Genomic DNA, 23,299 nt, shown 5'->3' on the forward strand with positions numbered 1-23,299 from the left:
TTCAGTTCTGATTTGCTGAACAGTATTGTGCCTAGAAGAGGGTGTCTTGCATGTTCACGTCGCTTGTTGGTGCCTTACTTGGCCGGTCATACTTCGTAGGGGCACTGAGTCCAAGAATATTTTCTACTTGGCCAGCGGCCCGCATAATCTGATACAGGTCTAAATTTTCTATGGAAGTGTCGCTACTGACGTATGTACTGAGATAGGACTCAGCCTTGCTCTTGATGCCATTACGCGAGCAAATGATGTACGAAACGGATTCTGCCTCTAGTTCAACCTGTGCATGCGACAGCTTTGGCCGTTCCGGTATATTCAGGTATTTGTCTTTGCCAAGATGTCCCAGGAACAGGTGGCCAAGTTCATGCGCAAGAGTCGCAAATCGAACATTAGGGTTGTGATTTCGATTAACCGCCATTTTGTACTGCGAAGGTTCGCCAGGTTTTTCGGAACGAGATATCAATGCAATTGAACCGGCTTTGCCATCACCTGCATCTATGGTGTGCCAAATGATGTTCTTCTTTTCCAGTCTATTTTTATACGCTGATAATGTGGCCTCATCTACAGTCCCATAAGCAGCAAAAGGAGAAACGTCTTCGGGAAGGGGGGGCTCCATCTGTGTCAGCCACGTCATAAACAAGTGCCACTGGTCCGAACGGCCAAAGAATCAATAAGGGTCTGGCATCGTCCTTAATAAATCGGTTGAAGCGCTCCCGCCAGTCTCGTTCGGAAGCGGCATAAAGAACGCCAGGTTTCTGAACTTGAAGGAGCATGGCGTTAAATGGGGCAAAGTTGCGCAGCCGAACGACGAAATCCAAAAGTTCTTTGTAATCCTTCCCCGATTTGTATAGCCGAGACTCTTCAAGCAATTGGTCGAGTAGAGACCGAGTGGCGTCCGTTTCTATTAATTTGATTTGTTCCATCGGTGACTCAGTTAATTGCGTCATCAGGCGTACCTGTTTAATCGTTGATTGAAGCTCGATTGCCGCCTAGTTAATCCAAGGTATCGATTAAGTGTTTTGGCAAGTAGATTGTAATATCTCACCTCATCTGAAGCTTCTGTGTTGCTTTGCTCATGCCGAAAGAATGCGTAAATATCGTGGGCGAAGCGAGTTGACTTGCAACAATTTGTAATCAGTGTCATCGGTCATTCAGAGGCACTCGTTATTCGAGATAACAAGGAAACTGGCGACGGCTGAAATAACTACATACCTACCTGTGGCTACAACCCTACAACGCTATGGAAGTAGTCGGCGTAGCGTTGGTCAATAGGGTGGTAGTCATTTGTGGCTAGCCATGCCTGGCCACCAGATGCAACTGCATTTGAGTACGCCCAAGCTCCAACTTGCCTTGCAACTCGCGAGTCAGTGAGAAAGCCCGCAGCAGTTCCAATCTCGGCCAACGCATCAGATTTAGCCTGCAAGCGCTCCAGCCATCGCTCCAGATGAGGTAATGCGGCGAGAGTATCTGATTTGCTACGGTTGCATCCTGGGTGTGCGAGCACGAAGTTATGTGCGAGGTCTCTTGGATACTGAGCAAATGGAATGTAGTGGTCCACATCTGCCGCGTTGAGGCTATGCCCGCAGTAAAAGCATCGTGCTCCATCGAGTTTGCGCAAGCCGGCGCCCATCAATTCAAGCGACTGCCTCGAGGTGGCGAACAGAAATTCCTCAAGGTCGTCAGCTTCGCCAAGAATCGCCACATTTCTGCGGTTACCTTTGATGTGTCCGACCCAATGCGCTCGAGCAAGTTGCTGGACCAACGAGTAGAAGCGACGCAGGCAGTATCCCATGCCTGGTTTAAGCCGTACCTTGCCTGCGCCAGCTCTCTCGTAGATGAACTCGTCCGTGCCACCTCCGAAGTTCTGAAGATAGCTCAGAGGCTGTGCCGATACTGTTGCCGCCACAGAGCTTAAAAGGCTGTTGAAGCCGGGATGTAACGTAGCAGCCAGGAACGTTGGGACGTTCGTCTGTTCGCGAAAGCCGGTGATGGCCGACACCACGGCAGCTTGCGTACCGTTGTTCTGACTCAGGATGCCAGCCGCACTGTCTGGTCGTCCGTTACCGTAAGGTAGTGAGTGCTTCCAGTAGAGGGAAATGAACCGTAGGCCGATTTGACGCGTCGTCAGAATCAGTTCCTCTCCATCGTCAGCCCCCAATTCAACCGCCAAGTCCGCGAGTGCGATAAGCAGTGCGAATTTGTATGTGGCGGCGAAGTCGCCTTCAGCAAAGACGCGTTGCAGTTTGCTAAGAAACTGAAGTTGCGCTTCTGGGGTTGGTGGATTGGCAGCCACGTCTATCGAGCAGACCAGTAGTCGGCTTTGTCTGGTATGACCCACCGTACGCCGCCGCGTGCATCCTCAACATCCCCTTTGTATCGCGGTATCAAATGAAGGTGAAGATGGGGAACAGTTTGACCCGCAGCCGGCCCATCATTGATGCCAATGTTGAAGCCATCTGGTTGAAACTCGTGCGCTACTACTGCTTTTGCCCTATCCAGTAGAGACAGTATTGCCATCCGCTCTTCCTGAGTTGCTTCGAAAAATGACCCAATGTGTCGATTCGGAATAATAAGGCTGTGTCCGGGAGACACCGGGAAACCATCGTAAATCCAGCGAGCATACTTATTTTGCTCAACGATGCGTACGGAGGGAAGGGAGCAGAAGGGGCAGGTCATACGCAAAAGGTATTAGATTGTGTTGCACATATCGATTATGCCAGCTTGTCCGGATGACATTCAAAGCGATTATCCCTGAATGCCCATAGAACGTCAGTCGTTGTTCCGCGGGTAAAACAAGAGAATGCATGATAATTAGGTAATTCCGAATTTTTCGACCCACAGATGACATCAATACAGAATTCTTGGCGACCTTCGACATTAGGGAGGGTGCTTACTCGGTCTCCAGAATGGGAGCTGTCAATTTCAGCCCAACGATTTCAGCTCGCGTTCGGCAGCCAGAAATATCAAGGGGCGGTGCTGGATTTGGGACGCCTACAGGTTACGCCAGGAACATTCTGGTCAGGTATCTCAGTCCCCATATCTAATGCACGTATGGCTACCTTGGATGGCATTCCAAATGCCACAGCCAAGGAGATGGCACAGGCAATTGCTCAAGCAATTCGGCGAGTTAGAGTTGCTGAACTCATCCAGAACTTTGATGCTGCTATGCAGCCAGTTTCTGCTTGGGCCAGTAATGCTCGTGAAGCTTGTAAGACGCAACTGGTGACCAAGGGTTGGGTAACGCATGAGTTCAAACAGACCCAGTCAGAGCTTAAACCTAGAGGCCTAGCAGAATTGCTATCTGAGCCAGAGGTAGTGAAGCATCTAGAACGACAGCCTCAGCCATTAAAGGATGCTGTCTCTCTCTGGAAGAGTAATTTCACTGAAGTTGCGGATGATATCAATGCGCGACATCTGGCCAAAGAGCTACTGGAGTTCAAGTCTTTCTTTGACCAGGTAGAGAAATCGCCCCTAACTGAAGAGCAGGCCAAGGCAGTCATTTGCTTTGACAACCGGGTGCTGCTGGTCGCATCTGCAGGTTCGGGAAAGACTTCCACTATGGTGGCTAAGGCTGGTTACGCGTTAAAGAAGGGGTACTTTGAAGCAGACCGAATTCTGCTCCTTGCCTTCAACAAAGACGCAGCTGCCGAGCTTCGCGAACGTATCAAGACTCGCCTTGAGCCGCTCGGGCTGCCTGCTGACAAGGTGGCTGCGAAGACATTCCACGCCTTTGGTCTGGATATTATCGGCGCTGCAACCGGAAAGCGGCCAAGTGTCGCTCCTTGGTTGGAAAGCGGGCAGGACTTGGAAATGCTTCTTGAATTGGTCGATGAACTCAAAGACCGTGATGATGCCTTCAGGACTAACTGGGACTTGTTCAGGGTCGTATTCGGGCAGGACTTGCCTAAATTCGGTAAGGAGCAGGATTCCCCTGATTCATGGGATAGGGACCGCAAGGAAGCTGGCTTCTGGACGTTGAATGGTGACGTCGTGAAGAGCCGTGGTGAGCAGCTCATTGCAAACTGGATGTTCTACAACGGCGTCAAATACGAATACGAATCCTCCTACCGGATTGATACCGCCGACGCACAACATCGGCAATATCGGCCCGATTTTTACCTCCCGGATGTAGACGTCTATTTGGAGCACTGGGCAGTAGATGAGGAGGGGGAGCCACCTCCCGAGTTTACGGGCTACAAGGAAGGCATGGTCTGGAAGCGCCAGGTGCATGCGACCAATGGCACAAAGCTCCTCGAAACGACAATGGCAGAACTGTGGAGCGGTAAGGCATTCCGCTATTTGACACAGGAACTGACAAAGCTAGGTATTACCCTCGACCCGAATCCGGACCGTGAGGGGAAAGGGAGAAAGCCAATTGATAATCCAAGGCTGGCGCGCACATTCCGGGCCTTCCTAACCCACGCCAAGAGCAATCGGCTGTCGGTTGCGACTTTGAAGCACCGACTTGATGTCGGTTTGGCTGGCCACTTCCGTTTTCGACATCAGATGTTCCTGGAGCTGTTCGAGAAAGTATGGACAGCCTGGGAAGCACGCCTGAAAGCTGAGCGATGCATCGACTTTGAGGACATGCTCGGCCTCGCTGCGGATTGTGTAGAGTTTGGTCAGTGGCAAAGTCCCTACGAGCTGGTGATGGTTGATGAATTCCAAGACGTTAGCCAAGCGCGTGCCCGCCTGGTTGCCAGCTTGTTGAAATCCCCCGGGCGATGTCTTTTTGCCGTGGGTGATGATTGGCAAAGCATCAACCGGTTTGCCGGGGCCGACTTGGGGGTAATGACCGACTTTGATGAAAAATTCGGTAAGGCGGTTACCCTCAAGCTGGAAACGACCTTCAGGTGCCCGCAGTCGCTTTGCGACATCAGCAGCTCTTTCGTTCAGAAAAACCCGCAGCAACTGCGAAAGAAGGTTAGGTCGTCAAAGCCTGATATTGAACAACCAATCAGGATTATTCGGGTTAATGAAGAGGCAAAGATTAAAGCTGCCATTGCCAACCGTATTCAGGAGCTAGCCGATGGATACGCAACACTTAGCAAGCCACTTCGTGTCTATGTTCTTGGCCGCTACCGAAAAGAAAGAGAGCATCTCCCGATTAGACCTACAGATGGCAGAGTGCAGCTTGAGTTCGTCACGGCTCATTCATCCAAAGGGCTGGAAGCTGACCATGTCATTGTCCCGAGGATGACTTCAGAGACTTTGGGGTTCCCGAGCCATATCGAGGATGACCCAGTGCTTCAGCTAGCGATGCCAGGAGGGGACTCGTTTGAAGATGCTGAAGAACGTCGATTGTTCTACGTTGCCCTGACCCGCGCTAGGAGCACTGTAACGTTGATTACATTGGCACACAAAGAATCTCCCTTTATTGCTGAATTGGTAAAAGACTATCAGCTCCAGGTTCTGGACCTGGATGGAGAGGTTGGCGCATCGCAGGTTTGCCCATCCTGCGAGGAAGGGTTCATGGTGCAAAAGACGGGACCCTATGGGCCATTCCTGAGTTGTAATCGATTCCCGAAGTGCCGCCACAAGGAAAAAATTCAACCTTCAGAACAGCACAACTCTGTACATCGCGGGGGTGGCAGAGCTTCTCAAAGAGGCTCTGCCAAGTCACGATAGCGGGGACGACATTTACCTCCGGCGAACTGGACTAAATCGTGACGATTTCAACGCGCCCGATTTGCGCTTGTGTCAATCGATTGAGTAGTAAGGAGATATGCTTGGCACATCGCGGGGCTCTTCCAAAACATCCTGATTGGCGAACTGCAGGACGTGCCACCCCTGCGAGGCGGGCGATGCTTGGCGTTGCTGCCAATTTCGTAGCCGTCGATTTCAATGGCAATACGAACGGTCCGGGACTCAATGACGGTGAAGTCGCAATAGCGGTCTTTGCCGTCGCTGTCGTTTAAGCGCAAATAGACTTACTTAATCAGTCGCAGGAATTGCGGGTTGGAAACTTTAATCTGTAGCGTGTTTTTATAATTCTCAATTAGGCCGCGGGCGCAAGCTTGGGCTCCCTGGAAAACGGACAGACCACCAAACCTCGCGTTGAACTTTGGCTGGTCCGAGTCCCACACCATAAAACTGATGTGTTGGTTCGGATACCGTCCCCCCATATTGATGTAGGTTCCCTTGCTAAACGGCTTAACTTCGTAGACCGTGCCACATACCATGGCTTCCGTTCCCACATAAAAGGCAGCCTTACTGGAGTCAATGGTGGGCTCGGCGTGTGCGGTCACCATGGATAGGCAGGTCAAAGCGGCCGCAAAAATGCTCGCCTTATTCATATTGTTTTTCATTTTTAGTCAGACGTAGTGTAGTTGAAATATATGACCATAGAAGGATGATGTAGCACAGGCAATATGCTATTTCTGCCGCAAAATATCGACCTCTGGGCGACCATAAACGGATATCTCGTCTATACAGTGCGACGTGAGTAGCATGGTTGAGTCGCACATATTTACAGGGCACTATCACTCCTGGTAACAGAGCCTCTGCCAATAAGGCAAATGAACCTGCCTTGATAAAGGGGCTTCAAGATTACGCTTATCAGTCTTGAAAGAACCGACCACCAAACCATTCTGTTGAAAGATTCAGAGCTTTTTATGCTGCGCAGGATAGTCTGAAGGACTAGTCAGGCTCTACTGTTACATAGTACACCCCCTCGCCTCCTAACTTGATGTAAAGGAGTTCCGTACTTACCTTCTTGTTGCGTTTAACCTTTAACGCGCAGGCAATCGTTGCGTCCGTAGAGCCAAAGTCGGCAAGGCTGACGTTGATAGTAATCGGTTGTTTGGCCAATCGCTGCTCCTCGGCCAACCTTTCCTTGTCATTGCTTATTATCGAATTACATGTGCTGCGCACGCTGGCCTCCTTAGGAAGCTCGGCTATTGCTTTCTTAAGCGCTGCCATCGTTGCCGGTGATGCTTGCCCATTGTGCTTAAAAGTACGCACTCCAGTTCTGCCCGTTTCCGTCTCGTGATACCCATACTTTTGGATATGCTTCTCGGGGTCGATAACTTGCGCAACTGCAGGTACGACTGCCAGCAGAGCAAGCGTCGTGGATAAAGTCCTAAGGTACATACGTGTTAGTAGAACGCTCCGGCCGCCCCATTGTAGTCTCATCATCATCATCTCCATAGCGGCGTCTTCGTAGTAGTGAAATGGGTAATCCAAATAACGCGCGCCATATTATATTGGGTGTTGCTTCGCAAATTTTAAACCTCCCACAAGTTGCCCTTATGACGAAGTTTCACTTTTTTCTGTTTTTCGTGAATAGCCCCATAAATAAAGGCTAGCTTCATCGTACATCGCAAGGCGCGCGAACTAATATAGGCTTCGGTGCAGTGGTTGCCGTCGCAGATGAGGCGTCAAGCTGCTTTTCACCGCAAGATATTCTTCCAAATTCGCCGTTACTATACGAGATACCGAGGAAAATAAGGATAAAAATGGGAAGAGACTCGACATCAACAAAAGAGACAATTTCAGATGCACTTGAAGTGCTGGAGGCGCATCCTGATTACAGGATAATTCGGCGAATTGTCCCGCGTGAGAGGTATGCAGAATCCGAAGCAGGCATGCTACTGAAGGCGGCCATTGTCGATACGGAGACCACGGGAACCAATCATGACCAAGACAAAATTATTGAGCTTGGCATGGTGCTGTTTGAATATGACCCGGAAACAGGCCAAGCTTACCGGGTGCTGAAAACGTTCAACGAACTTGAAGACCCCGGCTTCCCGATTCCGCCTGAAGCCACAGCTGTCAATGGCATAACTGACGCCATGCTTGCAGGCAAGCGCATCGATGATGTAGCGGTTGAGGCTTTCTTGGAGGGAGTGAGTCTCGTCATTGCCCACAACTCAGCGTTCGACCGCGTGTTTCTGGAGAAGAGATTGCCGATGTTCGAGCGCCTGCATTGGGGATGCTCATTGTCGCAGGTCAGCTGGAGAGAAGAGGGTATTGGTAGCGCGAAGCTTGACTATATTGCGTTCCAAAACGGACTTTTTTATGAAGCGCATCGAGCCGAGGCCGACTGCGTGGCTTTACTGGAAGTTCTGCAGCAACCGCTGCCGAAATCCGGAGAGCTTGCGTTGAAAGCAATTCTCAAGCAATCAAGTGAGAAGAGCTATCGGGTGTTTGCAATCAGGTCTCCATTTGAGTCCAAGGACCTGCTCAAGGGGCGCGGATACCGATGGGACGCAGAGAGAAAATGTTGGCATCACACAGTCACCGGTGCTGAGGCCATCAAAAGCGAAGTCGCCTGGCTGAAGGACAACGTCTATGACGGGCGTAGCGTGGAGCTGGAATTCGAAGTACTAGATGGCCTGACGCGGTTCTCGAGTAGGCCTGGGAAAAAGGTAATGAAACAAATCTAGTCCTGACGATTCAAGACCTAGGCTGATTGCTATACATGACAAGGTTCCTCGAATGACCTTGTCCTGATTCTTATGCCCGGTTCTCGCCGGGCTTTTTTTGACTGCAATTTGACGGGAAGCAATCCGCAACGGATTTCATCAGCAGTTCGGTCCTTCTGGCAATCGGTCTCGGTATGCAGACGGTACTTGGCAGTTGTAGCGCGCCATCTACATTAAAATTTTCTCGCAATATGCTATTCGATAACGGGTTCGCTTCAAGTCTCGCTAGACGTGCGAACTTTGGCACATCTTCGCACTTGGCCAGGCGCCGCTGTAAGCGGTGAATACCCGGAAAAGCCGCATGGGGCTTACGCTCCAGCCGGCACGTAAATCTACCGGTTCTACACTCGCAAGAATCAGGGCATTCGATAATTCCATAATTCGTTATCGAATACAGATACTGGCAGTGTCGTTTTGTGCGATTGCATGTATTTGCGACTCTGGGCTACGCTCAGAGGATGACATTCAGAAATCTACCCCTCACACCGGACCAAGATGCGGAAGTCCGGGCGTACATCGAGCGCTGCAACGCCGTAGGCGAGCCGTGGGACACGCTGCAGCTTGATTACATGATTAACGACATGCTGCGCGAGAACGAAGAGCGCGCAATCGGTGCGCGGGTTCCGCGTGTGCTGTTGCTATTGACTGTTGAGAGCATGGCGCGGGACGAGGGGTACGCTGGCAGACGTATGCCGAGCACGCAGTTGCGAGAACTCGCTGCTGAGGCAGGCCTAGACAGATTTTTGTCGCCAGGCGACTTGGCAGATGTGGCGCGGCGACAGTTAGACGAGTTGATTCCGCAGCACAGCGAACGAGAGACTATGCGCGTCAGATTTCAAATAAAGAAGAAGGGAGAGGAAGCGTGAGGGTGCTATATCTGGACTTCGACGGTGTTCTGCACCACAGCGAGGTCTACTGGACTCCGAAACGCGGCATCTTCATTAAAGATGCCCCAGGACGCTCCCTGTTCGAATGGATGCCTGTCCTGGAGCAACTATTAGAGCCACACCCTGACGTCAAAATTGTTTTGTCTACGAGCTGGTGCGTGGTTCGGTCGTTTAATTTTGCGAAGAAGCAGCTGAGTACAGGGCTGCGCGAGCGTGTGATTGGTGCGACATACCACCGGCGACACATGCCACTAGACTCGTTTGACATGCTAGGGCGGGGCGGACAGGTTATTGTCGACACCAAACGGCGTGGGCTTGCGCGCGAAGAGTGGGTAGCGCTCGATGACGATTGGGCGCGGTGGCCCGATTGGTGCTACGAGGGCAATTTCATTGGAACGGCGGGCGAAACAGGGCTGAGCGACCCGGCTGTGCAGGCGCAGGTGCGGGCGTGGCTTGAGAGGTTCTAGTGCGAGTTTATTTCGATACAGAGTTTGAAGGACTGTTCCACGACGCGGCGCTGATTTCAATCGGCATGGTGGATAGCGCCGGTCAGACATTTTATGCGGAGTTGTCGGACACATACAGCCCAGAGCGATGCAGTGATTTGTGTCGGCGTGAGGTCTTACCTTTGCTCGAGGGGGCCGCATGCGAGATGATACTCGCAGACCTCCGCGTGGCGTTGCGGAATTGGTTGTCTGGTCGCGGCGAGGACGTAGTGCTGATTTGTGACTCTCAGCGAGACGTTGAACAGCTCAAAATTTCGTTTCCAAGTGGGCTGCCGACAAACTGCAGTTGCAGAACACTGTCGTGGCTGGAGCAACTGCGTCGTCGATTCTTCAACATCAGGCGCAGACTGCACATAAAACACGGACTGCGAGCGCATCATGCGTTAGATGATGCGCTCGTCAACCAAATGATTTTCGAAGGGCGCTAATGGACGACACCAATGATTTCAAATGCCCGCGCTGCGGGCGAGTGCACCGCGGAATCTCACAAGCCGAGGCGGCTGCGGCCGTTCAGGAATTCAACGAATACTACGACACGCTGACCGCTGAGGAGCAACGACAGCACTACGGCGGCCGGCGAGCGACGATTGAGAGCTATCAACGCTGCACGACCTGCGGGTGCCCTAGTTCTGAATTCTTGCCCGCCCAAGATGGTGACTGTATGCCCGGAGCGACGCTGCCAGCCGTAATCACTCCTGAGGACGCCTACATGGATGAGCGCGCCAACGTCAGCCCGGACGAGCTAATTGCTCCCAACAGGGGCGTGCCTGAACTCGGCGTAGGTAAAGCCTTGCTTGAAATGTCTGAGTTTTTGAAACGCCACCGTGATTCTCATAATCATGATTGACTGCTACCGTGTCCTAGTAGGACACGACTAGACCAACTACGCTGATTACGCTGTGCTAGAGCACGAGTACAGCCTCTTGGAATCAAAATTGTTCGGCTGCAGTGTCATCGTCCCGCCATTTTCATAATCTGTGCTTGGGATATTTTTCACTCCCTCCGTATATGCGAAAGGAGCATGGATTTCACAAATCAATATGTAAAAAAGTTCTAAAAAAATACAGTCAAAAAACCTGTTTTCAGCCGAATTTCGGAGAGTCAGTGGCTATACAAGTTCCTACAAACTTGTTTTGAAAGAGTCAAACCAAATGACCACCACCGATTTTCGCCTCGGCCACAAGGCCTCCCGCGACTACCTGCTCACGGGATTCCCCGGAGATGACGCGCAGAGTGACCGTTACCTCAAAGAGTTTCGGGTGTTTGTTGAGAGCCTGCTGTGGGACGAGTACGACGTCGACTGTGAATTGAACCTCTACACCAGCTGCCTCGTGTACGACATCGAGGACGCCGACAGCCTTCCAGAATATGGCGTCCTGCTCGAAATGCTGGAGTCCGCATCGGAGCATGCATGGAACGTCGTGTTCCTCGATTAAGACGCTGAAAAATAAATTCCCTTTGGAGATTTCAATGTCTCGAAATTTTTCTGCGAACATCACATTCAAAGTGGCCGGCGTCCTCGGTACCTCGCACTTTCCCATTCATGGTGCGCCGCCGGGCGATTTGCCGCAACAGCTTGCGAATAAAATCAAGTTTCTCCGCAAGCACTTCGGCACTTTGATTACAGCGTTCATTGATGTCGCAGGAGCGCCAACACAGAGTGTCTCTTTTGAGGGCGGTCCTGAATTGCTTGGTGATGCACTGGAAGAGCTATTGTTTCAGGTCCAGTTCGCGCACAGCCTCGAATGCGATGCTTCCAAGGTGGCGCGGCGTGACGCATGGGCGGCGAGGAGGGCCACTCTATGACAATGGCCCGTTATTCAGTAAAAAGTGTCCAGAGTCTGGACACTTTTTTCAGAAAATCTGTTCGTGACTGTTGCCGCTTCTAGTTGGTCATCAGCAATATCGTGCATGTGTGAAAAAATCCTTCTTTGAGGTGCTCCGTGCCAACAATTAGCGCCAGCGAGCTGAACCTCGAAGCTAAGAAAGACATCTTTGAACACGACACCGACGAAGGGTTTTTCTCGCCCTATCATTGAGAGGATGGTGCGGACCTCATCTGGAAAATCGGCTTAGGAGTTTGCGGTGAAGGGCAGTTGGCAGCTACTCTTTCAGAGCACAACTTACCAGCGCTATTGAGCAATCATCACCCATCGCCCGGCGAGAAAAATCAGCCTCGTAAAAACTTGCCGTAAGCGTGCTTTTTTTCAATTTTCCTGTACGTAAATCATTCGACCAAGTTGATAGCCGTGGAGCCACTTGTTTGCCATCATTTGAAACTAAGGCCAAAGCAGCGCCATCGCTCATAGCGCCAAGAGCACAAATATCGGCAGAAGATGTGAGGCCGCTTTGAACATCATCAGGCTGCAAACGGTCATCGACAAAAATAGTTTCATTGGCAAAGTCACCTTTGCCAGGAGCGCCCAAGGTGCGCCATTCAGATTCAAGCCTGTTATTAGGGTAAATACGCATCTTTTCTTCTACCAGGGCGCCATCACCTACCTTGAGCCACAATGCATTTACCTTACCGATAACAGCCAATAAAAGCGTGCAGCGAAAGTCTTTAACTGAGCGGCGATGGGTTTGAGCCAAGTCCATAAGAACCCCCATTGCATGCTTAACCAGCATAAGCGAGAGGCGTCGTCCAGCATCTGGCGCCTCCTGGGGTTGATTAAGTAGACCAGCGACTTCCACCTCCAAGGTCTTAAGTAGGCGAGCTAACGCAGTGACCACGGATTGAGCTCCAAGGTCTGACATGGGCGAACTTCCTGCGCCATCGGCAACGATGACAAAGGGCATGGGAGCAAGACCACTCTCCGCTGCGTCTTGACAGGGCAAAGGTGGTTGCATATTGCGATGCTTGATACCTGCTATCGCTTCATGCTGAGATAACCAACTAGGTGTTAACGGGTGGTATAGGAACTTTTCTTCTTTTGAGAAAGTTGCAAGTGTTTCGGATGAAGGGGGCGATACAGGAGGCTCATTTGCATCGAGTCGTGGGGGCTCATCGGTGATGGCATCAGTTTGTGCAGTGGTACTTTCTACTTTGCCCTCTGTTGCTAGGACTGCGGTAGCCGTAGTCTCAAGAGGCTGCTTTTTCAATTTTAGCTTTTCTCTGTTCTTCATAGAAGTTTTCTGCGAATGCTTTATGCCTGAACACCGACCCGTGAGCCGCGATATTCACTTTTCTTCGGTTCTGTTGGTGCCATTGCCACTTCATGCCAGCCCTTGTCAATTTCTTTGCGATAAAGTGTCAGAGCTTCTATCCACTCAGCTAGCGTAGCCCGATGCTGAGGGGCTTCTGCTCCGTCGGTGAAAGTACGAATGAAAAGTTCCTTCAACTTGTGAGGCATATGGCTCCAGATGTTATACCAGCGCCCTTTAGGAATACCTTTGTTGCCTTTACCATAGGCAAAAGCTGCACGGCGTAGATTTTCTGCACGTTCAGTGCCGCCTTGAATGTCATATGGGTGCCTGCCCAACATCAGCGACATAAACATAATGATGGCAATGGAAAATGCTTCACTCTCCTCCGTCCGAAGCACTTTGCTGAAATCTTTTCCCTGCTGCTCCTTAGGCGTCATGTCCGCCATACCGACGGGGCAGGGGTAGTGTTTTCCGCTGACTGATAGTTGATAACTGTCACAGTCAATCAGCACGACATCTTCGCTATTGGGGTCACAAAGGATATTTTGAAGATTACAGTCCCCAATCATGACACCATGATTATGCAAAAAACGAGTCGTCTCCAGTAAATTCAGCAGATACCCCGCCACCTTACGGCGGTTGAGGCCCGGAAAATTTTTTTGATAGAGCATGGCATGGGCGAGCTTTGCCATCGGTATGCCTTTGGCTCGATACATGGCATAGCCCACCCATCTTTGTTGGGCGTCATACACGGGAATCAAAGGCCAAGAGAGCTTGCGGTTATTTCGCAACTCAGTGACTTGGCGCATGGCTTGCACCTTGTCTTGCAAGTCCTTACCGCGTTTTTTCAGTATTGCATCGTGGTAGATTTTAATGAGAATTTCGGGGCGGTCACGCAAGGGATAGATTTCACCTTCGCCCCCCTTTGCGAGTAACTCCCCTAGTTGTTGAGGCTCACGCTCGCTGCTATAGACGACTTTCATCTATGATTAACCAACTCAACATTAAATACTTGCCCAACTGTCCACGCTGGGAAGTTGGACTGAAGCGCTAGTTGATGTGGAGGCTGAAACTCGGCTCATACTGGCGGAGAGCCACTCGAAGAACTCGGAGAATTTCAAGCCATCCAGTTTCAATGCGGGTTTATTGGATGCTTGTGCCAAGACATTCATATCTGCGCCTTCAACGCCGACCATCAGGGAAACCAATTTTCGTTCGTTGGACAGTGTTTTGGCAATTTGGGCGGCATGCTGCCAAGTGCCCTTATCTGATGGCTCACCGTCGCTGATAACCACCAACCAAGGTTGGTAATACGCTACGCCGTTGCGTTTGTATTCCGCCTTCCGCTCTTCCAATCGCTTCAATGCAAGTTCAACCGCACCGCCCAAAGGAGTTTGGCCGTTGGCTTGAAATGGCTGAATATTTTCAATTTGCACGGCGGTTGTGAAAGGTAGAACTTCCTGCACCGTACCACCAGCCGTAATTACACCAACGTCAACAGAATAAGATGCAATTTCATCTGCTTGTAAAGCCTCCAAAAAAGTTGACATTCCCTTATTCAATTGCGCAATTGGTGTGTTGCTGTTTCCGGAACTAAATAAACCACTGAATACGCCACCGCCCATTGAACCAGAAGTGTCGAGCACAACCATGCATGGGCAGCGAGGCGAAGGGTTGTCAATCAAATCAGTAGAGATTGCAAGTTCATGCGGCATTTTGGGAAGCTCCTTGAGTTGTGCTGTAGATGAGCGGTTGTTGCTTCAAAGATACCAGAAGAAGATGGGAAGTGGAACTGAATGGGAAGCAGCCCCTAATTGCAAGCGCTAAGTATGGTCATCGTTATGGTTGGTGCCATTTCGCCAATCTGAAAAAATAGCCATATTTGACAGTTATGCCGTTAAGTTACGGACGAAAAGGCCGCGCTGAGTAATACAGAGGTGGCCTTTTTGCTGGGGAATTACGACTATTTCGGCTAAAAATACGGGCACACGCTCGTTTAATTCTGAACGCATCACCATATTTGATGGGAAATATTTGCGTGAGTCCATTGAGGGGCGATGTTCGTCGGGATGGTTTCCAGCAGCTGGTTACCGTTGTTACCTACGTTACGTTGTTTGCGATAGATAGTGGGCACGCAGTTACGAAGGAAAAACGATTATTCTGAGATGCAGGATTCAGCGCTGATGCTACTGAAGGAGCGTAGTACTGCATGGTTTAATTGACGTGCACAGCATCTCCCTTCTTGTAGATGCACCCGCTAAGTATCTGTTGACGCAGTTCCGACCAGCCGCCGGGGCGGTGAAAGCAGGGCTTTATCTTTAGCGCATTGCCCATTGCCTGATTGGTGTACCAGGTTTTTTGATATTCGAGTATCGTCTGCGCCGCGACCTTGTGACCCTTCGGTAGCCGTTTGAATGCAGCTTGAGCTGTAGCGCACGCTTGATTGAAAATTTTGAGCGCATTGAGAAGTTGCGCCTCCGGTTCATCGTCCATGTCGCTCTCGGCAGATTGCTCGATACATTCGTCCTTGAAGCTTGCCCGCAACCGGGCTTCTACCTCCTTTTCGATTTGTCTTACCAGTTCGGTTGGGTAGGTGGGCTGTCGATGAGTGGTCAGCCATTGCCGAATCTTCTCGATGTCCATCGCGGCCAAGGTTTGGCCTTGGACCAGGCGTATTCCTGCAGGCAGGCCTGCCGGTTCGATGCTCGCCGATATCGAGCCAACATTCACTGTGACGCTTCGCCTCAAGTCCTTCGAGTAGACGCTGCGTACGAGTTGGGCGCTTCTTCCGCCGGCACGCGGCTTAACGATTATTTTTGGCATAAAGACCTCCTACGGTTGAATGAGTGGCCAGCCATCGCCGAATTTTCTCGACGTCATTTGCATTCAAGGTCTGTCCTTGGGCCAATCGGATACCGGCACGCAGGTTCGCCAGCTCGATGCTCGCCGATATCGAGCCAACATTCACTGTGACGCTTCGCCTCAAGTCCTTGGAGTAGACGCTGCGTACGAGTTGAGCACTTCTTCCGCCGGCACGCGGCTTAATGATTATTTTTGGCATAAAAAAGCTCCTACGGTTGAGTTTCTGAGCGCACACCTCGTCCGCTCATTCTTCGTATAGCAACCTGTGCTTTCCGCCTGTGCGGCTTGAAAGGGAATGCGCATATGTCGACATCATGTGTGCACATGTGCGGCGTGAATTCGTGAGCGCATATCTCGTCTGCACGTATGCACATATGCCGTCGGGCGCAACGTCAGCACATGCCGGCATGTGCGGTACAAAACTGGTCAGCAACGGACGACATGTGCTGACGTGATAGGAAACACAGTTGTGCAATCGCCTTTAGCAGCGCCCCTCTTTCCGGTCTCGCAGCAGCGACGTCAATGACTGCCCAACGCTGGATTGCTTACGGACGTAAAAGAGTTTTGGTAGCTGCGCTGATGTCGGGAATCCCTTCACGGTCCAGTACATACCGTCTTTCCCTTTGTGGACGCCCGGCCGCGGCCGGTACTGAAGGTCGTTGTGTGGGTAGGCGAGGGGGCAGGGCGCATCATGACGATGCTGCTTCCACTCAGCGCGCCAGTACACGACCAACTCGCCGATTTGCCGGCGGATGCCGGCAAATCCGGGCACGCGATACAGACTATGCCAAGCTCGGAATAGCTCTAACCTGTTGTAGTGCGCTGTGTAGAGGTGCAAGCGCTGGCGCCAGGATTCCATTGTCGGTGCCGAAAGGCGCCAGGTCAGACCCGGTTTTTCCCGGCCTTTCAATGTGAGTAGAACAAGTTCAAATTCGCGGAACGCAAGCGGCGTTCTGCGAACGTCGCCCAGCTTTTCGAGCTGATGCGCCGGATGCTCTCCCGGTGAAACGAGCAGGGCGAAGTCGATTTCTTGCTCTTCGTTGAAGCGCAGGAGGAGGCGGGCATTCCCCAAGCCGGCGGCTTTGCGCCGGTAGCGCGCGTTTTTGTCGAGATGCGCTAGATAAAAGTCCTTGAACTTCCGAACTAGGCCAGGAGCCTTTTCGAGCGGAACAGACCCGAGAACATAGTGCCGATAGCCGTCAATGACGGCCTCCTGAATACGTTGAAGGTAGACCGTTTTGCTGAGCAAAACGGTAGGGTTGTAAGAGCGCTGGCGCGACATCATCGAAACTCCATAACAGTGATGTCACGTATAGCGAGCGCTTTGCGGGGGCTGGCCCCTAGTCCGGCAGTGACCGTACTACAAAGGATTCCGAGGCGAATGCCGGGATAGAAGACTATCCGATTTCAATGTTGAAATCGGCAGCGCGGAGCGCGCTGGGACATTCGGCGGCAAGTTTCGACGTCGAGACTGAGAGCAAATTCAGTTCGTGTTTTGTTTGGTTTGTGCATACGCAGGTTTACGTTGAGCCTTGGCGCTGAGATTGACTTCCCAAGTAGCAAGCAATGACTGGGTTTGACCCTTTGGGGTAGTTTGCTTTATTCAATAGTAGCCGTGCAACGATGGACAGGGCGCTATTGGCGGGAATGGAAATTACACATAGGCAATTTAATTGGCAAAGCGCATAATTCTCACTGAAAAAATTCACAATGAAAATCATGAAAACCAAAGGCTATTGGAAATTCAGCGTTCGAAAAATCCTCGCTCTCACGCTTGTTTCTTTGATAACTGTTGGGTGTGCCCATCCAATCTCGGTCGCACCTACTCTGACCAACATCGAGAATGGTTCGGAAACTCGCAAAATAATCGAAGTAAGCGTTGGTTATTATATTTCTACAAGTGCCGAAAACTTGGAAGTCACGACGCCAGGAGGAGGCGGAGATAACATTCGGTACTACCCCTACAAAGATATTGAGGCCGCCTATAAAGATACGTTAGGCGGCGTTTTTCGCAAGGTCACTAAAGTCTCTACGCCCACCCTGAGGCCCGACGGCGACGACAAGCTTGATTACGTGATTGAACCGACCATTGTCACCAATTCTGGTGGCTCAGGATTTTTTACTTGGCCTCCGACAAATTTTTCTGTCGATATAACAAACAGAATTATTGACTCAACTGGTCAGCTTGTTGCGAGCCCCCGAGTATTGGGAATAGGCACTGCTGAGACAGGCGAAAGACTCGTTGACCATGGAATTGCGGGGCGGCGAGCAATGGAGGATGCGCTTAGCAAGATGAGAGCTTCGCTGCTGGAATCAAAATTGGGCCAAAAATCGACGGCAGCACCGGTCTCGACATCCACTACACCTTTGGCGTCAGATGTGGAAAGTCGCCTAGCTCGATTAGCTGAATTAAAAAAGAAAGGCCTGATTTCCCCCCAAGAGTATGAAGCACGGCGTAAGGTCATTCTGGAATCCCTATAAATCATAGGTTGCCGTGTAATAGCCAAAGACACGCAATCTACGAATGACTGCAATGGAGAAGAATCCCGAGCGGCAGGTCCTGGCCCGATTGTCGCCACATACCAAAGCGGTTATTTCATGCGAATCAGCACTTGATAAATTAGCCTCGTGGGAACCAGGGGGCTAAATTGCCGGAATCAGCAGCTTACCTATACGTTTCGATTCGATGCTGACAGAGGGCCTCTCACCCCGTCTGGCTGTCGTCTTACCTTTGGTGGGGCGATATGCCCCAGGAATACATACGGGGGCTATGCCCTCGAGCTCAAATCTCACCTGAACCCTTCAATCAGACTCTCAACTGATTGAAGACTGCGGAAGCCGCGTGCATCTAACAGTGCTGGCGCGGCAAACAACGGAGCGCGGGTGGTCGTATTCGTAGCATCTCACGATGCGTAGACAGCGACCTCGTTTCGGAAGGGGAGACTGCAACTCCCGCCCGACGACTCCATTCCGAAGTGAACCGTAGGCCAGGCCATAACCAGTTTCAACGTTGAAACCGGGATTGGGCGACGAGGACATGCTGGTGCGGGGAATAGCGCGGTTCGCGCTTGAAACCGTATTCGGCGTTCAATGCAGGAAGCGGATACTTGTCCGCAGAGGGGTAGCTCGAGAGGGCTAAACCTCTGTCTTAACCGGCACGCCTGAGGTGCTTCGAAAGAGCGCAGGCCACCAGAGCGAGTGTGGACGGTGGTAGCCCAAAGGGTTGCACGACAAGTGCAGCTCATGATGGGTTGGCGAATAGCTTGACGGTAAAGCGTCCGGGCCAGTTGGCTCGTGAAGAACTGACGCGAAAGACTATGCACAGCAAGGTCGTACTGCCCCGGTGGGGCAGCAAGCAAGGAAGTGATGAAGGTTGATGCCGGTAGGGGAGCGGTTATGGAATCCTGCGCCCCCGAAAACCTGCTCGTACTTTTCGTACGAGGGGCCAGACAGAAGCTCTGTCAGTCATGCAGCAACTGGAGCTCGCGGTCGTGCTGTGTAGTTGTATTGAAATAACTCGGGAAAGTCTAAAGCCCGCCGGCGTGAGAAACCGGCAATGGGCAATGACTGGGAGACTTGTTGAGTAGCCACAACTGGAACGTGCGCCTCGTGCGATGTAACGGTGAGTGGGAGCCCCCTTGCAGACTTGCTGCTATGTGAGAAGGGTCGAAAGACGGGAGCAGGGCGCTATCCGAAGCGCTGTTGTTCGTGTGAGATGTTCGGCGTCGGGAGACGTCGAGCTTGAGATTTTGTCGTACCTGCCGTGCGGGGTGAGAGCCACACGGTACTGACAGGGATGTCAGTTTTGGGAGCGAGAATTAAGGCATGTAAATTTTGTGATTCATGATTCTTGATTCAGCCCCCGGCCTTCGGGCCGGGGTGTTCCTCAAGATGAATGTGTCACACTCGTCGATGGCATGTTAATGGCACCAACAACGCAGAGACGGGGAGAACCGGGCAGAGGGCCCGGTTTCTTTTTGGAGTTTCAACGTTGAAACTCGCAGAAAAAGAGCCCGCAGATGCGGGCTCCCAAGCCACCTATATGGTGGTGAACAACAGTGACCTTTTCGTCAATATGGAAAAGGTCTCCAGCTAAACTGCCTATTCGGCAGAGGAAAAAGTTACCTCTACAACGTCACCAAGGACTTCAGAATTTCGAAGCCACCTGCACGGTGGCGAACTCTACAGGCAGCATACAACCGGTCAAAAGTTGCTCAGTTTTGAAAACCGACTGTATGCGATGGACCTGAATAATCTAGCGAGTTTGTTTATACCTTCCGTACATATTGCGCAAATAGTCCGTTGCTATACGAAGTGCATGCGTGTGCATGCATCACGTGATTAGAGGACAAAATGACGAAACTTCAAGTGGTTAAGTCAGCGGCGAAAGGAAAGCGGGCGGTAAAAACGGAAGAATTTACAGCTTTCTGCGCAGTTGAAAATGAGAATGCAGAAGAGCGTGTGCAACGTCTCTACAACTGTCCGGGAGGTCCGTTGCTGGGCTGGTTGTTCGACGAGGCGAGGAAGCGTGGGCATGATTTCAAAGATATGGCCGCTGAGCTTGGTGTGACCTACGGGTACATCAATCAGTTGCGGACTGGGGTACGGAGCCCATCTCATATTAGCCAAGAGATGGCGGAAGCCACAGCTAAATACCTTGGCTGTCCACCCATCGTGACTAAGATTCTCGCCGGACGGGTCAAAATGTCCGACTTCATTGCGCCGCGCGAGAGTGAAGAAGATACGTTGGACCGGATATTGCGCCAAATTCAAGAAGACCCCAGGTTCGACAGCTTCTGCCATGTGACCTTTTTCAACTTCCGCTCGAGGCAAAAAAAGTCATTGTGCTGATGTACGGCGAAGTCGCAGGTCAAGATGTATTCGGCCTGCGAGATGTTCCAAATATGGTGCGCTGGCTACAACGTGCGCTCATCCTTCATGATGATAATGAATTCGCCGCGCAGCATGGACATCGCATGACATCGTAACTTCATACAAAACGAAAGGCCATCTTGGTAAGTGATTTGGCGAGCCCATGGGCTCGCTTTTTTTTGAGTCACCTACACCGACCAAGCAGGTCAATGTGGGCGCCATGGCCGTATTCGACTCTCGCATACCCCGCAGACGCAAGTGTAAGCCTGTTACCGTGTTACCTCGGTTACCGGCATCGCAGCATAGATAGGCAAATTTTCGGCGTGGAGCCCTCAGCCAACGACAAGTTTGACAGGCGCGCCGCTCTTCCGGATGGAAGGCGCAATGGCATGCCTGTTTTCCCTAGTTTTTGCCCTGCATATGCCCCGTCAAATTGGATGGCGGGTGTCTACCCCCTATGATGCGCGATTGTGGCCCTTAAAGCCCTGCAAAACACCCGAGCTGAATTCCATGTAATCTACTGACGCACCGTGATGCGCGAATCGTGCGATGAGATTTGCCACGGACTGCGCCCGATGCAGCCGTTCCTCGGTCGAACGAGTCTTTTGCAATCGCTCGGTATCCTCGCGCTTCAATTCTTGCAAGCCAGCTTATGCAATGCTTTTCTTGGCCCATCCGGACGTTTGCCCTTGCCGCGCGCGGATGCCCCAACCCTGACTTCGCCAGAAACTTCGTTCTCGGCGAATACCTAAAGACGGAGCTGTTTTATCCAAGGAGAGGACCCTTTCTCTTACTCTTGGTTTACTCCAAACTCTTACCCTTGTATAAGAGTTTTGATTAAAGGGGGAGGGTTCTCTTGAAAGCCTTTCTGGATAAGGGTTTTCGCGGTAGTGATTGCTAACTTTTCGCACCCTTTAACTACTTTTGCATGGCTTAACTACCGAGCCGTCAAATTCAGGTCGCGGCATTTTCGCATGCCTTAACTACCAGAAAAGTGCGCTGATTTCGCATGCTTTAACTACCGCTTCTCGATGCTCTGATGGAGCCGCGAGAGGCAATTTTTGTCAGCGCGTGCAGCCGGCGGGGCTGCGTGATGCCGGCGACGCACTGAAAGTTTAGCGATAGATGACGACGCGTGACTTGCCTGTAGCCGTCTTTTTGAACTCGAATTTTCTCAGCGGTGGAGGGAATTTCTTGGTAATGCTGGTCAAACTTTTGACGACTACCTTATTGCCACGCGATTCCAATGCGCCACGTCCTTCGATGTGAGTTGCCTTCCCTCGTGCCTTGACCTCCACGCGTCCAGAGACAAGTGTTTCGAGAGCGGCTTTGAGCTTACCCTTGACGTAGTCGTGATTAGTGCTGGTGAGGCCAGCAGCCTCGGCTATTTCATTCAGGTCCCATTCGGTGCGCGGGTTGGCCTCGCTCCGGATAAAGGCATATAGCCAGAACGCCGCTCCATTCGGCAGTGCGGCCAGTGTCTCGAAATTTAAGAACGTGCGATGCTTCGCGATAGCAGACAGCAATGTTCCCGTCAGCTGGACTTCCCATGCTGTGCGCTTATCCATGGCCGACATCACGCGCCCCACTAATGGGGCCGACTCTTCCGTGTCAGTATCCTCGTCCAAGAGGATGCGCACTTTGCTATTTTGAAGAGTCTCGAGTGCGTTCCGCAGTCGGAGCAGACTTTTGGTTGATTTTGTCCACCCCAGTGTTGATATCGCTTGCCAAGCATTGAACACAACGGTTTGGCCATTTTTGGGGTCATAGTCGCGAACAAGGCTGGCGGCATATAGCAGCGCCTGCAGGTGAGTTTCTGTCAGCGGTGCGCCGGCACGCTCAATGCGGATATGCTTTAGGCCGAGTACCTTGAAGATATGCTGCCCGGGGGCGGGGTGGCTGAAAAGGCCGCAGCGCAAAATAGCCGTGGGAGCGGCGCTGTGGCCGTCCCATAGTTCAAACGGCATCGTCGCTGTAACCGGCGTGGAGGTGGTCACGATGTGGTCAAGGTCTTGCTCCATCAGTCCTTGCATTTGATAGAGTCGGTCGCGAACGTCTTCTTGAGGTGGCTTGACAGTTCGGATGTACGTACCAATTTGTTCGTTAAGCTCAGGTCGCTTCGCCTTGTCGATGGCAGCGACGAACTTTTTAGCATTGGCATTCTGAGCCTTGTAGAAATCGCCCCGTTCCTTCAGGGTCATGGACTCTGGGGCTACTCCGGAGAGAATTTCGAATAGTGTTTGCAACGAGTCGTTGAGTTGAGTAGGGGCTGCTTTCAAATGAGTTCCCAGCGTGTCCGACTCAATGCGGATATTCAACGGGTTGATATTCATTTCGCGTCCCCCGATATCGGCCGGGGTTCGACGTGGCTCTCGAGCCAGGACTCCACATCGGCTCGGCGCCAGCGCAAAAATCTCGTGCCGGGGATATGCAAGCGGGGAGGGACTGCCAAGCGGTTGCGCTTGAGGTCTTTCTTTATCGTTTCGGGGCTGCGGCCAAGCAGAGCTGCCAGCTCTTGGAGGTCAAGGATTGATGTTTTCATTAGTGCTCCATCGAATTGAGAAGAGCACGCGAGGCGTCATAAAAAGGATTTGTTCGCCAC

At 51.6% G+C, this 23,299-nt stretch carries 22 protein-coding genes; 10 read left to right on the plus strand and 12 right to left on the minus strand.

All coding sequences use genetic code 11. The features are described from left to right. Positions 1–31: 31 nt before the first annotated feature. The 3 genes from FAY22_RS00440 to FAY22_RS00450 form a co-directional block, all read right to left on the minus strand. Complete coding sequence (locus tag FAY22_RS00440; RefSeq protein WP_146328404.1) at positions 32–631, minus strand: ImmA/IrrE family metallo-endopeptidase; 600 nt, start codon at positions 629–631, stop codon at positions 32–34. A 588-nt stretch (positions 632–1,219) separates the two neighbouring features. Beyond that, the gene (locus FAY22_RS00445) at positions 1,220–2,290 is read right to left on the minus strand and encodes an HNH endonuclease (RefSeq protein WP_146328405.1); all 1,071 of its coding nucleotides are present in this window, start codon (positions 2,288–2,290) and stop codon (positions 1,220–1,222) included. Positions 2,291–2,292: 2 nt separating this feature from the next. Next, on the minus strand, positions 2,293–2,673 hold the full coding sequence (locus FAY22_RS00450) for an HIT family protein (RefSeq protein WP_146328406.1): 381 nt from the start codon (positions 2,671–2,673) through the stop codon (positions 2,293–2,295). Positions 2,674–2,838: 165 nt separating this feature from the next. Here FAY22_RS00450 and FAY22_RS00455 point away from each other — a divergent pair, with 165 nt between their 5' ends. Next, entirely contained in the window at positions 2,839–5,625 is a 2,787-nt protein-coding gene (locus tag FAY22_RS00455; RefSeq protein ID WP_146328407.1) for a UvrD-helicase domain-containing protein, read from the plus strand. A 302-nt stretch (positions 5,626–5,927) separates the two neighbouring features. On the opposite strand, the gene FAY22_RS00460 is transcribed toward FAY22_RS00455, so the two are convergent. Together FAY22_RS00460 and FAY22_RS00465 are read right to left on the minus strand one after the other, a co-directional pair. Next, complete coding sequence (locus tag FAY22_RS00460; protein WP_210411866.1) at positions 5,928–6,305, minus strand: hypothetical protein; 378 nt, start codon at positions 6,303–6,305, stop codon at positions 5,928–5,930. A 331-nt stretch (positions 6,306–6,636) separates the two neighbouring features. Next, positions 6,637–7,146, minus strand: coding sequence for a hypothetical protein (locus FAY22_RS00465; protein WP_146328408.1), 510 nt, complete (start codon positions 7,144–7,146; stop codon positions 6,637–6,639). A 308-nt stretch (positions 7,147–7,454) separates the two neighbouring features. Between FAY22_RS00465 and FAY22_RS00470 the strand changes: the two genes are divergently transcribed. The 7 genes from FAY22_RS00470 (at position 7,455) to FAY22_RS00500 (ending at position 11,622) form a co-directional block, all read left to right on the plus strand. Then, entirely contained in the window at positions 7,455–8,384 is a 930-nt protein-coding gene (locus tag FAY22_RS00470) for a 3'-5' exonuclease (RefSeq protein WP_146328409.1), read from the plus strand. Between the two features lie 497 nt (positions 8,385–8,881). Then, positions 8,882–9,289, plus strand: coding sequence for a hypothetical protein (locus tag FAY22_RS00475; RefSeq protein ID WP_146328410.1), 408 nt, complete (start codon positions 8,882–8,884; stop codon positions 9,287–9,289). 2 nt (positions 9,290–9,291) lie between these two features. After that, a complete protein-coding gene (locus FAY22_RS00480; RefSeq protein WP_246860605.1) occupies positions 9,292–9,777 on the plus strand; it encodes an HAD domain-containing protein in 486 nt (161 codons plus the stop codon). Continuing rightward, positions 9,777–10,244, plus strand: a complete 468-nt coding sequence (locus FAY22_RS22635; RefSeq protein ID WP_146328412.1) for a 3'-5' exoribonuclease domain-containing protein — start codon at positions 9,777–9,779, stop codon at positions 10,242–10,244. Before FAY22_RS00480 ends, FAY22_RS22635 begins: the two co-directional genes overlap by 1 nt. Continuing rightward, entirely contained in the window at positions 10,244–10,663 is a 420-nt protein-coding gene (locus FAY22_RS00490) for a hypothetical protein (RefSeq protein WP_146328413.1), read from the plus strand. Before FAY22_RS22635 ends, FAY22_RS00490 begins: the two co-directional genes overlap by 1 nt. A gap of 304 nt (positions 10,664–10,967) precedes the next feature. Further along, complete coding sequence (locus FAY22_RS00495) at positions 10,968–11,252, plus strand: hypothetical protein (RefSeq protein ID WP_146328414.1); 285 nt, start codon at positions 10,968–10,970, stop codon at positions 11,250–11,252. A 34-nt stretch (positions 11,253–11,286) separates the two neighbouring features. Next, positions 11,287–11,622: a hypothetical protein gene (locus FAY22_RS00500; protein ID WP_146328415.1), complete on the plus strand. Its 336-nt coding sequence runs from the start codon at positions 11,287–11,289 to the stop codon at positions 11,620–11,622. A 297-nt stretch (positions 11,623–11,919) separates the two neighbouring features. On the opposite strand, the gene FAY22_RS00505 is transcribed toward FAY22_RS00500, so the two are convergent. The 5 genes from FAY22_RS00505 to FAY22_RS00525 all read right to left on the minus strand — a co-directional run bounded on the left by FAY22_RS00505 (position 11,920) and on the right by FAY22_RS00525 (position 17,110). After that, positions 11,920–12,942, minus strand: a complete 1,023-nt coding sequence (locus tag FAY22_RS00505; RefSeq protein ID WP_146328416.1) for a PP2C family serine/threonine-protein phosphatase — start codon at positions 12,940–12,942, stop codon at positions 11,920–11,922. 20 nt (positions 12,943–12,962) lie between these two features. Continuing rightward, positions 12,963–13,946 carry a kinase gene (locus FAY22_RS00510; protein ID WP_146328417.1) on the minus strand — a complete coding sequence of 328 codons (984 nt, stop codon included), beginning with the start codon at positions 13,944–13,946 and terminating at the stop codon, positions 12,963–12,965. 21 nt (positions 13,947–13,967) lie between these two features. Then, entirely contained in the window at positions 13,968–14,678 is a 711-nt protein-coding gene (locus FAY22_RS00515; protein WP_146328418.1) for a VWA domain-containing protein, read from the minus strand. A gap of 499 nt (positions 14,679–15,177) precedes the next feature. Next, positions 15,178–15,786 carry a hypothetical protein gene (locus FAY22_RS00520; RefSeq protein WP_146328419.1) on the minus strand — a complete coding sequence of 203 codons (609 nt, stop codon included), beginning with the start codon at positions 15,784–15,786 and terminating at the stop codon, positions 15,178–15,180. Between the two features lie 520 nt (positions 15,787–16,306). Then, complete coding sequence (locus tag FAY22_RS00525; protein WP_146328420.1) at positions 16,307–17,110, minus strand: hypothetical protein; 804 nt, start codon at positions 17,108–17,110, stop codon at positions 16,307–16,309. 434 nt (positions 17,111–17,544) lie between these two features. Between FAY22_RS00525 and FAY22_RS00530 the strand changes: the two genes are divergently transcribed. Together FAY22_RS00530 and FAY22_RS00535 are read left to right on the plus strand one after the other, a co-directional pair. Next, positions 17,545–18,306: an SHOCT domain-containing protein gene (locus FAY22_RS00530; RefSeq protein WP_168204720.1), complete on the plus strand. Its 762-nt coding sequence runs from the start codon at positions 17,545–17,547 to the stop codon at positions 18,304–18,306. A 1,872-nt stretch (positions 18,307–20,178) separates the two neighbouring features. Then, positions 20,179–20,676 (plus strand): helix-turn-helix transcriptional regulator, encoded by a 498-nt coding sequence (locus FAY22_RS00535; RefSeq protein ID WP_146328422.1) that lies wholly within the window; start codon positions 20,179–20,181, stop codon positions 20,674–20,676. Positions 20,677–21,812: 1,136 nt separating this feature from the next. Here the strand turns inward: FAY22_RS00535 and FAY22_RS00540 are convergent. Together FAY22_RS00540 and FAY22_RS22640 are read right to left on the minus strand one after the other, a co-directional pair. Continuing rightward, positions 21,813–23,030 (minus strand): hypothetical protein, encoded by a 1,218-nt coding sequence (locus tag FAY22_RS00540; RefSeq protein ID WP_146328423.1) that lies wholly within the window; start codon positions 23,028–23,030, stop codon positions 21,813–21,815. Beyond that, positions 23,027–23,239, minus strand: a complete 213-nt coding sequence (locus FAY22_RS22640; RefSeq protein ID WP_146328424.1) for an AlpA family transcriptional regulator — start codon at positions 23,237–23,239, stop codon at positions 23,027–23,029. Before FAY22_RS22640 ends, FAY22_RS00540 begins: the two co-directional genes overlap by 4 nt. Positions 23,240–23,299: the final 60 nt, after the last annotated feature.

This window comes from Noviherbaspirillum sp. UKPF54, from assembly GCF_007874125.1.
Classification (GTDB): Bacteria; Pseudomonadota; Gammaproteobacteria; order Burkholderiales; family Burkholderiaceae_D; genus Noviherbaspirillum.

Excerpts from the sequence above, each read along its gene's own strand:
- FAY22_RS00495 (WP_146328414.1), top strand. The coding sequence starts at position 10,968 with ATGACCACCACCGATTTTCGCCTCGGCCACAAGGCCTCCCGCGACTAC.
- FAY22_RS00465 (WP_146328408.1), bottom strand. The coding sequence starts at position 7,146 with ATGGAGATGATGATGATGAGACTACAATGGGGCGGCCGGAGCGTTCTA.
- FAY22_RS00450 (WP_146328406.1), bottom strand. The coding sequence starts at position 2,673 with ATGACCTGCCCCTTCTGCTCCCTTCCCTCCGTACGCATCGTTGAGCAA.
- FAY22_RS00510 (WP_146328417.1), bottom strand. The coding sequence starts at position 13,946 with ATGAAAGTCGTCTATAGCAGCGAGCGTGAGCCTCAACAACTAGGGGAG.
- FAY22_RS00475 (WP_146328410.1), top strand. The coding sequence starts at position 8,882 with ATGACATTCAGAAATCTACCCCTCACACCGGACCAAGATGCGGAAGTC.
- FAY22_RS00440 (WP_146328404.1), bottom strand. The coding sequence starts at position 631 with ATGACGTGGCTGACACAGATGGAGCCCCCCCTTCCCGAAGACGTTTCT.
- FAY22_RS00470 (WP_146328409.1), top strand. The coding sequence starts at position 7,455 with ATGGGAAGAGACTCGACATCAACAAAAGAGACAATTTCAGATGCACTT.
- FAY22_RS00535 (WP_146328422.1), top strand. The coding sequence starts at position 20,179 with ATGACGAAACTTCAAGTGGTTAAGTCAGCGGCGAAAGGAAAGCGGGCG.
- FAY22_RS00500 (WP_146328415.1), top strand. The coding sequence starts at position 11,287 with ATGTCTCGAAATTTTTCTGCGAACATCACATTCAAAGTGGCCGGCGTC.
- FAY22_RS00455 (WP_146328407.1), top strand. The coding sequence starts at position 2,839 with ATGACATCAATACAGAATTCTTGGCGACCTTCGACATTAGGGAGGGTG.
- FAY22_RS00515 (WP_146328418.1), bottom strand. The coding sequence starts at position 14,678 with ATGCCGCATGAACTTGCAATCTCTACTGATTTGATTGACAACCCTTCG.
- FAY22_RS00525 (WP_146328420.1), bottom strand. The coding sequence starts at position 17,110 with ATGATGTCGCGCCAGCGCTCTTACAACCCTACCGTTTTGCTCAGCAAA.
- FAY22_RS00520 (WP_146328419.1), bottom strand. The coding sequence starts at position 15,786 with ATGCCAAAAATAATCGTTAAGCCGCGTGCCGGCGGAAGAAGCGCCCAA.
- FAY22_RS22640 (WP_146328424.1), bottom strand. The coding sequence starts at position 23,239 with ATGAAAACATCAATCCTTGACCTCCAAGAGCTGGCAGCTCTGCTTGGC.
- FAY22_RS00505 (WP_146328416.1), bottom strand. The coding sequence starts at position 12,942 with ATGAAGAACAGAGAAAAGCTAAAATTGAAAAAGCAGCCTCTTGAGACT.
- FAY22_RS00530 (WP_168204720.1), top strand. The coding sequence starts at position 17,545 with ATGAAAACCAAAGGCTATTGGAAATTCAGCGTTCGAAAAATCCTCGCT.
- FAY22_RS00490 (WP_146328413.1), top strand. The coding sequence starts at position 10,244 with ATGGACGACACCAATGATTTCAAATGCCCGCGCTGCGGGCGAGTGCAC.
- FAY22_RS00540 (WP_146328423.1), bottom strand. The coding sequence starts at position 23,030 with ATGAATATCAACCCGTTGAATATCCGCATTGAGTCGGACACGCTGGGA.
- FAY22_RS00460 (WP_210411866.1), bottom strand. The coding sequence starts at position 6,305 with ATGAAAAACAATATGAATAAGGCGAGCATTTTTGCGGCCGCTTTGACC.